This is a genomic window from Enterobacter cloacae complex sp. 277I4 (assembly GCF_050031465.1).
Taxonomy (GTDB): domain Bacteria; phylum Pseudomonadota; class Gammaproteobacteria; order Enterobacterales; family Enterobacteriaceae; genus Enterobacter; species Enterobacter cloacae.
The window spans coordinates 26,603-40,212 of sequence record NZ_JBLGWC010000002.1 but is presented as its reverse complement, the minus strand read 5'-3'; the positions used below and the strand labels follow the sequence as shown (position 1 = coordinate 40,212).

The 13,610-nt window shown below is 47.1% G+C and carries 10 protein-coding genes and 2 pseudogenes; all 12 read right to left on the bottom strand.

The genetic code is table 11. The annotated features are described in order from the left end of the window. Positions 1–26 precede the first annotated feature (26 nt). A pseudogene (locus ACQG19_RS25130) lies at positions 27–656 on the bottom strand (DUF6904 family protein). Between the two features lie 557 nt (positions 657–1,213). Next, a complete protein-coding gene (locus tag ACQG19_RS25125) occupies positions 1,214–1,501 on the bottom strand; it encodes a hypothetical protein (RefSeq protein ID WP_426726001.1) in 288 nt (95 codons plus the stop codon). A 1,098-nt stretch (positions 1,502–2,599) separates the two neighbouring features. After that, entirely contained in the window at positions 2,600–2,905 is a 306-nt protein-coding gene (locus ACQG19_RS25120) for a J domain-containing protein (protein ID WP_426726000.1), read from the bottom strand. A 181-nt stretch (positions 2,906–3,086) separates the two neighbouring features. Next, positions 3,087–3,353, bottom strand: a pseudogene (locus tag ACQG19_RS25115) (DDE-type integrase/transposase/recombinase); the annotation flags it as partial. Positions 3,354–3,407: 54 nt separating this feature from the next. Further along, positions 3,408–4,112: an IS6-like element IS26 family transposase gene (locus tag ACQG19_RS25110; protein WP_426725999.1), complete on the bottom strand. Its 705-nt coding sequence runs from the start codon at positions 4,110–4,112 to the stop codon at positions 3,408–3,410. 218 nt (positions 4,113–4,330) lie between these two features. Next, the gene (locus tag ACQG19_RS25105) at positions 4,331–5,293 is read right to left on the bottom strand and encodes a carbamate kinase (RefSeq protein WP_001549941.1); all 963 of its coding nucleotides are present in this window, start codon (positions 5,291–5,293) and stop codon (positions 4,331–4,333) included. Continuing rightward, positions 5,290–6,711 carry a DUF1116 domain-containing protein gene (locus tag ACQG19_RS25100; RefSeq protein ID WP_001549942.1) on the bottom strand — a complete coding sequence of 474 codons (1,422 nt, stop codon included), beginning with the start codon at positions 6,709–6,711 and terminating at the stop codon, positions 5,290–5,292. Before ACQG19_RS25100 ends, ACQG19_RS25105 begins: the two co-directional genes overlap by 4 nt. Positions 6,712–6,720: 9 nt before the next feature. Then, on the bottom strand, positions 6,721–8,271 hold the full coding sequence (gene fdrA, locus ACQG19_RS25095; RefSeq protein ID WP_024194858.1) for an acyl-CoA synthetase FdrA: 1,551 nt from the start codon (positions 8,269–8,271) through the stop codon (positions 6,721–6,723). A gap of 95 nt (positions 8,272–8,366) precedes the next feature. After that, positions 8,367–9,245, bottom strand: a complete 879-nt coding sequence (locus ACQG19_RS25090) for a DUF2877 domain-containing protein (RefSeq protein WP_044257108.1) — start codon at positions 9,243–9,245, stop codon at positions 8,367–8,369. Between the two features lie 197 nt (positions 9,246–9,442). After that, on the bottom strand, positions 9,443–10,747 hold the full coding sequence (locus ACQG19_RS25085) for a uracil-xanthine permease family protein (protein ID WP_001549946.1): 1,305 nt from the start codon (positions 10,745–10,747) through the stop codon (positions 9,443–9,445). A 121-nt stretch (positions 10,748–10,868) separates the two neighbouring features. Continuing rightward, the gene (locus ACQG19_RS25080; RefSeq protein ID WP_001549947.1) at positions 10,869–11,972 is read right to left on the bottom strand and encodes a ring-opening amidohydrolase; all 1,104 of its coding nucleotides are present in this window, start codon (positions 11,970–11,972) and stop codon (positions 10,869–10,871) included. A 52-nt stretch (positions 11,973–12,024) separates the two neighbouring features. Next, complete coding sequence (locus ACQG19_RS25075; protein ID WP_001549948.1) at positions 12,025–13,260, bottom strand: hypothetical protein; 1,236 nt, start codon at positions 13,258–13,260, stop codon at positions 12,025–12,027. Between the last annotated feature and the right edge of the window lie 350 nt (positions 13,261–13,610).

Here is a 13,610-nt window from a genome sequence, read left to right as displayed (position 1 = left end):
GTACTCACTGGCCGGACAGTGGTTGCTCACCAGTTGATATTGTCCGGCCAGACCCATGATGTATTATTCATTTCGTTCAGCATCTTTATGTCCTGCTTTTCACGGGCATACTTACCCCATAATGAATGAAAAGAACAACGATTCTGATTAACTGCTTTTTTTTGCTCCGGAGATAGGCTGATAAAATGGCCACACCTGCTGTCAATATTATCCTGAATGAAATTAAATCAGAGTCTGATGCATATTTTACTGTTAGCATAATATCATTCGACGTTGTTCTCTCAGACTCTGTTAATGCTGATTCTATCAGGTATTCAAAGGCATACATGACAGACAGCTGGTTTTTGTCTGTCTGAATATAACCCATTGAGTTTCTGAGTATTGAGGGACTCTACAGGACCAGAGGCCATAAAAGCTCAACACCATAAAGCTTATATGTATCATGTTTGATCATACTGATGTTGCTCAACACGACGATTACCTTCCCGTGCTTTACGAATATCATAGGCAAGGGATAACATAAATCCGTCTTTAACTTTAATCAGTGGGCTTTCATCCACGATGTAATGAATGAGTTCATGTAATTCATTCAGGGCTTCTGAATCTCCCCACAGTATAAAACCTGCATTGTTCGGCGTTAACTCGTATCGAAGCATGGGCTCAATCATCCTGTTGTTTCAGTCGGAGGAAAGTCTATCAGTAAAGAGAATGAGAGATCAAAGTGGTCATTTTAATTGAGCTGGATAACGGACATTTCAATTGAGCCTTGACACATGATGTAGCAGCTCAATTGAGATGCCGTCTCCTTAAAATGTGTTAGGCAATAGCTTTGAGAGCCTAATGCCACAATTAATTCAGTGGCATCAAACAAGAGGGTTTTCAACAGGGAACTATATTTCTCATAGCATAATACAAACCGTCATTTAATCTTCATATTTATATGTTTTTAGTTCAATTTTAGTTCTGTCAATATTCAATCCAAACACGGGGAAGTCGATTATTTTGTAGTTATCATCGCTACAACCTTTCACTACATCGATAAATTTAATTATCATGAAATTAAATATGGATTTATTCTCAACAAACTCCAACTTATCAGAGTCTAAGCCTTCGCATTGGGTCAACTTTTGAGAAGTCGGGGCTATTTATGAATTCATGATGACATTTAATCATTTCGTTCCCATATTCAGGGACGCCTATATACACCAATTCATTACGTCCAAACCTCCCTCATTTCAACGGCAGGCACAAATATATCACCACTCATTTGCTTGGTTACTGTATACTTGAATAAATAATTTCTTCTTGTTTTTTCGCAATAAATTGAAACTAAAAACTCGCACTCCAAATCCTTTATACCTTCTTCGTCAATTTTGTATTTCCTTGCAGAATTTACAGATTCAGATATCACATCCTTAATTAAGGTTGATATAAAATTTTTATCTAACAATGAATGTTTAGTCCCTAAAGTTATAAAAATCAACATCCCAACACTGACCATATGATGTATTTATTTCCTGAGGGGTTTTGTTGCCCATCGGAACAAGATATATTGAGATGCTATCACCTAGGGCAATTTTTAAATTTGATAAACTCAATTCTATACTATTAATTATATGATGTGCAGTATCTTCCCTCCAGCGAAAGCGATAACACACTTTCCATAGGTTTCGATTTTATGGTATTTTTCAAAAAAACCTGAATTGTTAAATTTAGGGTGTTTTATTTTCAAATCAATTTCATAAAATTTGCGATATCCGTTAAGTAATGTTTTAACTTCTGTCGTCTTCTTGTTATCAGTAGAGTTTTTGTAAGTTGTCATCCTTGTTATAGCGCTATCAGCAATTATAAATGTCGCCCGTCTTCAAATTCATTTATTTCATACCCGCCGATAATGAGAGTCATATTAGTACCTTATCTGTTATAAACATTTACTCACTGTTGATTAACTCACTTAACCTACTATGTTCCTTCTGAGCAAAATTATTCTAAAACTGAGAAGCCGATAATGACAGGAAATGTGTATTGCCATTGGCCACAGGATAAAACGTTAAAGAGTTGTCACTGTACTCTGTTCCCGTTGAAGTTTTTCTTTCAATCATATTGATTGGTTCAGATATTTGTGCACATCCATTTTTAATATTTTGTGTTTTTACTCGATATATTCCAGATGGGACTTGTTCAAGAGTAATTTGACTCCCCGCGGGAACGAAGACTTCACGTACAAAATCAGTTTTGATGTATGCATTATCCAATGTCAATCGGACCCGTAACCCTTCATTATTTTGAGTATTATCTAATCTAAGTGAGGACAAACCACTACGACGATCTTTTTTCAGATAAAACAGTTGGGATAGTAGGCCATTGATGTTGTTGCACGGATGAATCACAAATACCGTTATTGTTTGTTAAACGTTCGGGTTTTAAAGGCGAAGTGTTGTTTACGGCCGCTGTTTTGAAGAAGAGCCTCCTTCATTCATATTGTTAATTATTGCGTACGCTATAAATCCTATTACACACAGGCCAGCAATAGATCTCAATATAGAAAATAAAGGAAAAAATATGATACCCATCATTGTCATTAATGACTTCGGTTTTCTTACTGTATTTTTGTTGTTTCAACTGGTGCTTGAACGTTAGTATTTGTTTCCGAATTTCGTGCTAATGTGGCCTCAGCCCTTTCCCTCCACGTTTCTTTAATAACCCAGCGATCATGTTCTTTTCTTTTTATGGGATCGATTAAAACATCATACGATGCGTTAATAATTTGCATTATCCTGACAGCCTCAGGATTGTTTTTATTTACATCAGGGTGGTATTTCTTAGCCAATGTACGATACGCTGCTTGTATTACCTCTACAGGGGCATCTCGTGATACCTTGAGGTTATCATAATGAGTTCTCATCTTTTTTCCATAGTGGTAAAATTCCCTATCATTTATATAACAAAGTTGTTGAATATTGTAAAACTTGGATTTGTTTGTCAGCAGTTGAGATAGACAATGCTAATGTATGCGTACATTAGCATTGATGTTGGCACTGTTGCAAAGTTAGCGATGAGGCAGCCTTTTGTCTTATTCAAAGGCCTTACATTTCAAAAACTCTGCTTACCAGGCGCATTTCGCCCAGGGGATCACCATAATAAAATGCTGAGGCCTGGCCTTTGCGTAGTGCACGCATCACCTCAATACCTTTGATGGTGGCGTAAGCCGTCTTCATGGATTTAAATCCCAGCGTGGCGCCGATTATCCGTTTCAGTTTGCCATGATCGCATTCAATCACGTTGTTCCGGTACTTAATCTGTCGGTGTTCAACGTCAGACGGGCACCGGCCTTCGCGTTTGAGCAGAGCAAGCGGGCACTGTTGCAAAGTTAGCGATGAGGCAGCCTTTTGTCTTATTCAAAGGCCTTACATTTCAAAAACTCTGCTTACCAGGCGCATTTCGCCCAGGGGATCACCATAATAAAATGCTGAGGCCTGGCCTTTGCGTAGTGCACGCATCACCTCAATACCTTTGATGGTGGCGTAAGCCGTCTTCATGGATTTAAATCCCAGCGTGGCGCCGATTATCCGTTTCAGTTTGCCATGATCGCATTCAATCACGTTGTTCCGGTACTTAATCTGTCGGTGTTGAACGTCAGACGGGCACCGGCCTTCGCGTTTGAGCAGAGCAAGCGCGGGACCGTCGGCGGGCGCTTTATCCGTGTTGATGAATCGCGGGATCTGCCACTTCTTCACGTTGTTGAGGATTTTACCCAGAAACCGGTATGCAGCTTTGCTGTTACGACGGGAGGAGAGATAAAAATCGACAGTGCGGCCCCGGCTGTCGACGGCCCGGTACAGATACGCCCAGCGGCCATTGACCTTCACGTAGGTTTCATCCATGTGCCACGGGCAAAGATCGGAAGGGTTACGCCAGTACCAGCGCAGCCGTTTTTCCATTTCAGGCGCATAACGCTGAACCCAGCGGTAAATCGTGGAGTGATCGACATTCACTCCGCGTTCAGCCAGCATCTCCTGCAGCTCACGGTAACTGATGCCGTATTTGCAGTACCAGCGTACGGCCCACAGAATGATGTCACGCTGAAAATGCCGGCCTTTGAATGGGTTCATGTGCAGCTCCATCAGCAAAAGGGGATGATAAGTTTATCACCACCGACTATTTGCAACAGTGCCCAAGGGATTTAGTTTGGAAAAAGCCAGCACCCGATAGCGTGACGCCAGGCTGCAAGGATTTGTCGCAGGAGCAAACTCTCCCCCCTCCTGCTAACGCCGCGATTGTCATCAGCATGGATAGCAGCCGCGGCGGATTTAAGGGTTACCGCAGCGGATTACTCCTCTCCAATCCAGGTGCCGGTTTTATGCTGCAAAGCCGCGTGAATGGCATTCGGACTGGTAATAAGTCCCTTCGCACTTCTCCCTTTCGACTGGCTACGCGACACAAAATCAACAATCGCTTCGACCTTGGGCTGCATACTTCCTTCACCAAATTGCCCTTCTTTGAGCAATTGTTGAGCCTCAGCGATAGTCAGGCTATTGATCCCCCGCTGCTCGGGCGTACCAAAGTTGACAGCAACCTGTTCAACCCCAGTGGATATCAGCAGTAATTCGGCATGGAGTTTATCTGCTATCAGGGCTGAGGCTAAATCCTTATCAACAACCGCCTCTACACCATGCAACATTCCATCACGATCGCGAACAACGGGAATACCGCCACCGCCACAGGCAATCACAATACAACCGTAACGCAATAACTGAGCAATGGTTTCAAGCTCAATAATTTCCAGTGGCTGAGGTGATGGAACGGTACGTCTCCAGCCGCGCCCTGAGTCCTCCATGATTGTCCAGCCCAGCTCTTTCTGGCGCTGCATAGCGGTATGGCGATCCAGAAACGCGCCAATGGGTTTTGAGGGGTGGCTGAACGCGGCATCATCTTTATCGACAAGGGTTTGCGTCACTAGTGAGACTATAGGTTTGTGAATACCGCGCCGCTGCAGCTCATTTTTGAACGCTTTCTGGAACATATAACCAATCGCTCCCTGCGTATCACCCACCGCGTAGTCGAGGGGGACCGGAGAGACTTCCTCCCGGGATATTTCAGAACGACGCAGAATGAAGCCGACCTGTGGCCCGTTGCCATGAGTTAACAACATTTCCCAACCGACCTCGATCATATCGCAAAGATAGCGAACGGAATCAGTGACACACGCATACTGTTCATCAATACTATTACGCTTGTCATCGGCAATGAGCGCATTTCCGCCCACGGCCACAACGGCTAAAGGTTTACTCATTCGGGATTCTCCTCAGTGAGCTTTTGCGCAAGAGCCCGAATCGCTGCACTAAAGCAGGCCATCGGAGCCGTGGTGATTCCGGCGCCAATCTGGCCAACGCCGGCTTCCTTATGGGCGATACCGGTGTTGATAATCGGTAGTATGCTGCGATCGACAACTTTACGCGCGTCGATACCGGCCGCGGTCGGTGAAAAGTTCAGGGCAGGTAGAGTAAACGCAGGGTTTGAGCCCACGGTAATAAACTGCATGCGTCGGCTATTTTCAGTTGCATCAGCGGGGGTCCCCCCCACAAATTTAACGATGGCCGGGGAAGATGCCATCGCAAAGCCGCCCACGCCTGCGGTTTCAGTAATGGCGCTATCTCCCAGATCAGCCGCGGCGTCCTCTACGCTATAGCCAGGGAAAAATAACCCTTCTACCGGGTTGGCCGGCGCCTGGAACCACTGGTCACCAAGGCCCGAGAGCCGGATACCGAAGTTGACGCCATTTCGTGCCATAACAGTCACTAGCGAGCTGAATGGTACATTAGCGGCGGCATCCATCATCGACTTACTTGCCGCCATAGAAAGATTCAGGAAGAAATGATCGTTACCAGAAATAAATGACACGACCTTCTGAAGCTGGACGTTCGGTAAGTTACATCTCAGCAGCACGGGAAATAAACGCTTAATTAGCAGCCCCGTCGCGGCGGCATTACGGTTATGTACCTCATCCCCCATATGCAACGCCTGAGCCATTATGGGTTTTAGTTCAAGCTCACCCAACTGGCACACCGCCGCTTTCATTACCGGGCCTAATTCCTGCGATATCCATGTTAAGCGCTCCAGGACCTCTTCATTGTTCGCCCCAAAGCGTAAAACTTTGCCCAGGCCTTCATTAAAGTTACTGAAGGCACGCTTGCCGTTAGTTTTATTTTCGATTACCCACAACGGCATCGAAGGACTAATAACGCCGGCCATAGGGCCAACGGCGTCGTAATGGTGGCACGGAGCAAGGGCAATTTCGCCATTAAGAACCAAACGAGATGCCACATCTTTACTTGCCGCCCAGCCTTCAAACAATATTGCGCCGATAATGGCACCCTTGACCGGCCCGCACATCTCTTCCCAAGCGATAGGGGGACCGGCATGCAGAATTAATTTTTGTTCCGCCATTGCCGGAATCGCCACAGCCGCGGTCAGGACATCCACTAATACCGGCTGAGCGTCAAGATAGCGCCCCATTGCCACCTGATTGGCGCGCTCCACGACGGGATGGTTAATAAGCCCCGCGAGGGACAGCCCGGTAAAACGATCCCCTTCAGCGGGCGGCTGCCAGTTCAAAGGAGTGACCTCTCCCCCGGCTTGCCTGATATTATCGGCAAAACTGGCAAGGCCTTCGTTAATCACATTAAGTGACTGAGAAAATAATGAGTTCATATCAGTTCCTTATTTATTTCCCAGATTATTTACTGCGCTGGCGGCCCAGCATGTAGCCTGAGCGTTGCTGTCAGCGACCAGAACGCCATAGCGTCTCAAGGCGCCAATTTGCACGCTACGCTGTTGTGGATCGCTCTGTGTTCCACAAACATGGGCTATTAATAACGGGCTGGCCGCTCTGTTGGTAGCATTGAGCAGTTTCAGTAATTCTTCGGCTGGCTCCGGTGCTGCGCCATAGCCAAGAACAAGATCAAAAAGCACAACCGCCGTTTGCGGATCGTTAATTTCAGCGATAATCCGCTGATTACGCAGCGTCGGGTCGATCATGGGGTGTGGACGGCCGCGGGTGAAATCATCATCCCCCATATCAATTAAGGTATGCCCCTCACTCTGCCAGATATTATTTAGCGCTAAGTTTCCTTTTATTGGCGTATTAGAATGGGCGGTTATACCATTACGCTGGCAAATTAACTGACTTTCATAACAAAATGTTCCGCCCGCAAAAACGCCCCGTATATATCTACGTGAATTATCGGCGCCGTTAATCTGCGTTTGCTTTTGAATAAATTCATCTTCAGTACAGCATGCTGATGACTGCGCCTGCTGAGCGGACTCTGGCGCAACAAACGACATAGCCAGTTCAGCGGCCTCTGCCAGCGTTAATGCGGCAACAACACCTGGCCGCGTAACGCTCTGCGGTGCAGCACCTAAAAAGTTTACAACAACGGGTTTTCCTGCTTTCTGCGCTTGGGTGAGAACCCTTTCCGCAACGTCATAGGCTGGCGGTTTGGAAATAAGGACAATCACCTGCGTCTCATCATCTTCCGCCAGGGCATTCAGCCCCATCAGCATGCTGATACCACCAATTTCCTCGTGTAAATCATGGCCACCGGTCCCTAACGCCTGGGAAATCCCTCCGCCCAATTGATCAATGCGGCAGGTGACTTCCTGCAACCCCGTGCCGGAAGCACCAACAATGCCAATACCCCCTCTGCGGACAACGTTAGCAAACCCCAGCGGGATCCCATTAACAATCGCCGTACCGCAATCAGGCCCCATCACCAACCGATTTTTCTGCCGAGCAAGGGTTTTGATCGCTTTTTCCTCGGCGAGACTCACATTGTCACTAAACAGCATGACATGCATACCGAGCTCAATAGCTTTGATTGCCTCGGCGGCAGCATAATCGCCGGGAACGGAGATCAGCGCCAAATTAGCCTCTGGATCCTGTTCAGCCGCCATAGCCAAGCTGGTAAACTGTACCAGCCTTCTCCCGGCTTCTGTATCAGCCTGCGGCTTACTGTTAAGTTTCTCCTTCGCCAGTGCCAGTGCCTGCTCGCAGGCCTCATCTTCCCCCATAATCGCAATAATAAGATCGTTAGGACCTGCAGCAATATTGTCGCCCAGCCTTGCGTCTCTTAATTGAATAAGATTGGTCTCACTTCCCATCACAACGGATGCCTGCTTAATACCAGGCAAATTGATGATGCTTGCGGAAACCTGCATTAGGGAAACGGAATCCTGATAAAGATTTTTAAAAATACCGTGTAGTACTTTCATGTAGGCTACCTGTTCATTCGCCATTGCCATAAGAAATCAGCAACAATTAGTCGTAAGAGGGAAAATCCCTCCGGTAAAACACATCGTGTTATGCCTTAATGAATGCGGGTTGACGCACGTATGCCATGAAGTAGTCCAGCCAGACAATCGACTCCGGAAGAGGCGCCAAACCGCATGACAGCTGTCGCCGCCGCCGCAAGAGGCGAAGGTGAAAAAGGCGCCGATAGGTGCGTCAGCAGCTGACAAATCGCTTCAGAAAAATGGCCCTCCGTCGCGCGCTTCAGATAATGCTGGCTAATATCATTGGTACGATCCAGCCTCGATATAATAATTCTGGTAAGCGCCCGTCGATGCCTCGAAATAATGTCCTGTGGCAAAAAAGAGATGGCTGCGAGATATCCGAGAAGATAATCGTCGCCATCGGGTGTCAGACCGAAACCAAAACCAATTAATCCGTCAACCAGCTGGCTAATCTGCTGCTCATTATCTTCAATGGCGATATTTACTTCGCGCAATGGTCGATTTACCTGTTTAGCCATATTATCGGGCAACAGCATAATTGCACTTTTGATCGGATATCTCTGACTGTACACTTTTAATTGCTCAGCAAGAAACGTATATTTCCTTTCAGTTTCCGTCATTATTAATGGATATAAGTCTGTTTGCTGCCAACGTTTAACATGGCGTATATCCATTTGCCAAACCGGGTTGCTGAATATACCATCACCGAACGTAATCCCCGCACGCCCGGTACAACGCCAATCCCAGTTCGCCGGTACGCTAACAATAATAGTATCAGGATGATTTAAACCGGTGTGCTCCGAAGCCAGTATCAGTAATTCACCATCAGACAACAATAAATTCATCGTATTTGTAAAGCAGCTGTGAACATTTATTTGTTGATTCCCGGCATCGTTCAGACGGTCAATGGCCAAATACCCGACCGTAACGGGAATCAGTGTTAAAGATGTCATATTTCACCTCCATCGGAGAATTACCGATAATGATTCAACCTTATATCCACCACAAGTAAAAATAAATAATTGGCCATCTTCCATTGGTCAGGTAAATACCTGCCAGAGACTGGAATCATAAAATATCATTTATACGGCAGAACAATTCAATAAAAGCGAAAAATGAATTAAATAAATAAACTTCAACCCTCGCGATTTCAGCTAACGGATGGTTCAGGTGATCGCGGAAGAACCAGATTCAATATAATTGCCGCCATTCCACCAATCGCCACACCCGACTCCAGGAGCACGGCCAGCGATGGCGAAAAGGCATCAAAAGCGTCTTTCGGCGCCAGGCCAAACCCCAGTCCGAGTGCGAGAGAGGTTGAAAAAACCATGGCTGCTCGCTGGTCGAACGGTCCTGAATCCTTAATCTGGGCGACGCCTGACCCGACGATAGAGCCGAACATAATCAGAGACGCTCCACCGAGCACCGGTGCCGGCATTCCCGCGACCAGGGCTGAAAATTTGGGAATCAACCCAAGTGCAATCAGAACCACACCCGCTGAGGCAACCACATAGCGGCTTGCCACGCGAGTGATACTGATGACCCCTATATTCTGGGCAAAACAGGTCAGAGGAAAACCGTTAAGCAGCGGCGCGACAATCGAGCCGATACCATCGACTGAGATTGCGCCAGACAAATGCTTATGCGTGATCTCTCTGCGTACCGCAGCTCCCGTACCGTATGTATTACCAATGCTTTCCAGTACGGCGGTAAGTTGAGCAATCATCATGATGACAATGGCCGAATACGAAAAAGTCGGCCAACCAAAATGCAGCAAATCAGGAAAAGAGACCCAGGAAGCATCCTGCACGTGGTGGAGGTCAAGAATGCCGAGCAGTGCCGATACAACATATCCCAGCATAATGGCAATAATGACGGAAAACGATGATAACAAGCCTTTTCGCGACTGGCTGGCAACCAGTAATGCCACCAGCACAACGCCGCCGATCAGAAAACATACCGGCTTGCCATAAAGTTCACTATGCCCACCAGCAAGCCAGGTGAATCCCAGCGGCAGCAGCTTGATACCAATCAGTGAAACAATAGTTCCGGTCACCAGCGGAGGAATCAGTTTCTGCACTCTTCCAATAAAAAAACTGAGGATCCAGGCGACAAACCCGCACACCATGGATGCGCCAAACACGGCCTGGATCCCCATCTGCGACCCCACCGTGATACTGGGTGCAATGAAGACAAACGCCGAGCCCATGCAAATGGGCAACCGGGATCCCAGATGTCCTAAACCAAGGCATTGAATCAGCGTACCAGTACCGCTAACAATCAAGCTGCCCTGGACCAGAACAGTAATATCCGTACTGGGCAGACCAAGCGCCATGCCCACCACCAACGGTACGGCTACCAGACCTGAGAACAGCACCAGCACGTGCTGAATCCCCATTAACAGCAAAGATAGAAACGGGGGCTTCTCATCAATTCCGACAAAGTGGTTATTCATGTGCATCACCTCTCATCGTAAAACCAAGTCCGGCTCGCTCCCTGCCCGGCAGGGCCGCCCCGCGGTTGTTCTGGCGCAGGAGTGAGCGTGATTAACCGCTCGTTCCCCCTTGCCAGGCTGCTTACACTTTCGCGATTACGCTAATGGGACCGCCGCCATCTGGCCCCTGATGCTCAGCCCCCCCGGAGACATACACGAGCGGGTCACGTGTAATTGCGGCAATGGCTGCATTGACCACGGCCCGGGCCGAGCGGGTATGGTTGATATCAGAGTCGTCCTGCATCGTATTTCTTCTTCCCCGCACCGTTCCTGTGGAGCTTGCTTCAGCCTTGGCCAACACATTTACGATCCGATCCAGCTCTTCCTGCGGCGGCAGACCGTCAAATTCAAGACCGGCTTCACGCATAGCGGCAAACAGGGCATCGATATCAATAGCATCCTGCATCACCGCATGCCCGATGCGCAGATCGCTGGTCGTGTTTTCAGCGTTTCCGATAACAATAATTTCATCCTTCAGAAGTTCCACACCTGCCGAAGTAGACGCCACACCGGAATAAAGCGTCCAGTCCTGACAAATGACCTTATCGTTCAACGCATCTTCTGACACTTCACCGAGGGCCAGCGCGACGCCGAGGGCGGATGCCCCTCTGGAGTAGGCCATTGATTTATACGTATCATGAACAGCAACGGTTTGACCGCGCACTCTGGCGTCCTCAATACGATCTGCCGTCAGTAAAGGACACTTGATTTGCACAAAATGAACATCCTGCGGATCGGTAATGCCAGCATCTTTCATCGCAATACGCACCCCTTCAGCGACTTCTTTCACCTGCGCCATTCTGCCAATTTCTTCTGGGAGAAAATCCCGGGTAAAGGCAATACCGGCTGCCAGACGTTTACCTTCCTTTGCGGGTTGATCCACCTCTTTGCGGGTAAACACCGTCAGATGGGGCGACATTACGCCTTCCGTGCCGCCTGACATGACAAATGCGATCCGCTCCTGTACGGCGCTGACGGACATATCTAATTGCTCAGCCATGAAGATAGAGAGGCTTTGCGTTGCAAAACCGCGGGTAAAGTCGTTAACGCAACCATTACCTTCAGTTTTACCCAATACAGCAATAATATCACGTGGATCAACACTACCATTCTCAATCAAATTTTTCAGACCAGATACATCATCCGGCGATGCAGTTGGAATACGGAACACTTCAACTTTTTGCATAGTGTATTTCCTCTTTTTCAGATACCAGGGACAGCAAGTTTTGTAAGATGTTTTATAAGAAGAATCCCATGATGCACAGTATCGCCGCAACGCCAGCCATATAAGGTGCATTAATTTTAACAATTCGCTGAATATCCAGCTTGAATGACTGTGACAGTGAAGCCACGTTGATTTGAACCGGGCTCATTTGCGTGCCCACACCTACAGCAAGTGCCGCCAGACCAATTTGTGTAATAGAAAGCCCGGACTCCACCATAATCGGCATGACCAGGGTACTGACCCCCACGCTGTATCCTCCTGCCGGAATCGAGATGCAAAAAGCAATAAATACAGCCACGGGTACGGTAACAAAGGCGGGTGATGATTTAATAAATTCAGCAATGTAGGTGAACGTACCAATTTCCGCCAGTATGTTGATAAAACCGAGGAAAATGCCAATTGCGAATAGTTTTGTTAGCAGGAAAGAAGAGTTCTGTACCAGTTCTTCAGCCAGCTTACCGGGAGACTGACGTGTTACTGCAAAACCCAGCATCAACGTACTGAACATATTAAATATCGGGCTAAACAGCGAATAATCGAATAACTCATTCAAGTTTTTGCCTGCCACAACGACTACCAGAAAATATACGGGAGGCATGACCTTAATTAACTGTTCTTTCAGCGTAACATCGGACATCGTATCCTCATCCTGCAGGACGCTTCCGCTTTTCCAGACGCCGAATGCAGCGATAGTCATTCCCAAAGTCCACAAGCAGACGGTAATGGGGAACATCGTATCGCTATAGGTTGCAATTTCAATGTTGGCAATTTTTGAAATAGCGGCCGCATCGGCCCCTGAAGGTGACGTCATAAAGCTCGCGGCAGTCACAATTGCCATGCCCGCTATCAGCTGTGGAACAGCACCTACAATCGCCAGCGCAAGAGGCCCGGTTACCATGGTATTACCCGCCCCAAGCCCTGCGGCATAAGTTGCTAACGCCTGAGTGAGTACAATCGCCGCCGCAATGAGATATTGCTTTCGGCCAAACACTCTGCGACTCAGACCGAGCAACGCTTCAAAACCACCGAGTTTAGCCAGTACCAACGCCACAGCAGAATAGATAACCGGGGTGATAATTCCCGTCATCCCGGGAATTGATGTCATAACGATCTTACTTGCCTGCGAAAAACCGATACCACCAACCAGCATCGCGGTTAGTCCGCCCACCAGTCCTGCCAGAATCATATGCTTATTTCGCAAAACGAGTATCAGCATTACCAACAATGGCAATAACACGACTATTTCCATAAAAACATCACCGCCGTAATTTTATTATTCACCAGAATTAAAATACCGGATCACTGTATAAATTAGGTTTCACTAACACAGGCAATAATTAATCATCTTTTCTGCTACTGACAACTTACGATTATTATTGAACTAAAAAAAGCAAAATTATTTATACCTCAACAACGATTTATTTGTATCTCACCAGCCCACTACGGCTAAATGTGAGCCACTGCGCATCGACTAGGCTTCCAGTCAAATTATTTGAGTCAACAGATTCGCTCGCATCAAATTTTTACATGTAAAAAGGTCGTCTGGCGCAGATATTATAGGAAGCTGGATATTCTTCATCCGATCTTGTCGGCACTGTT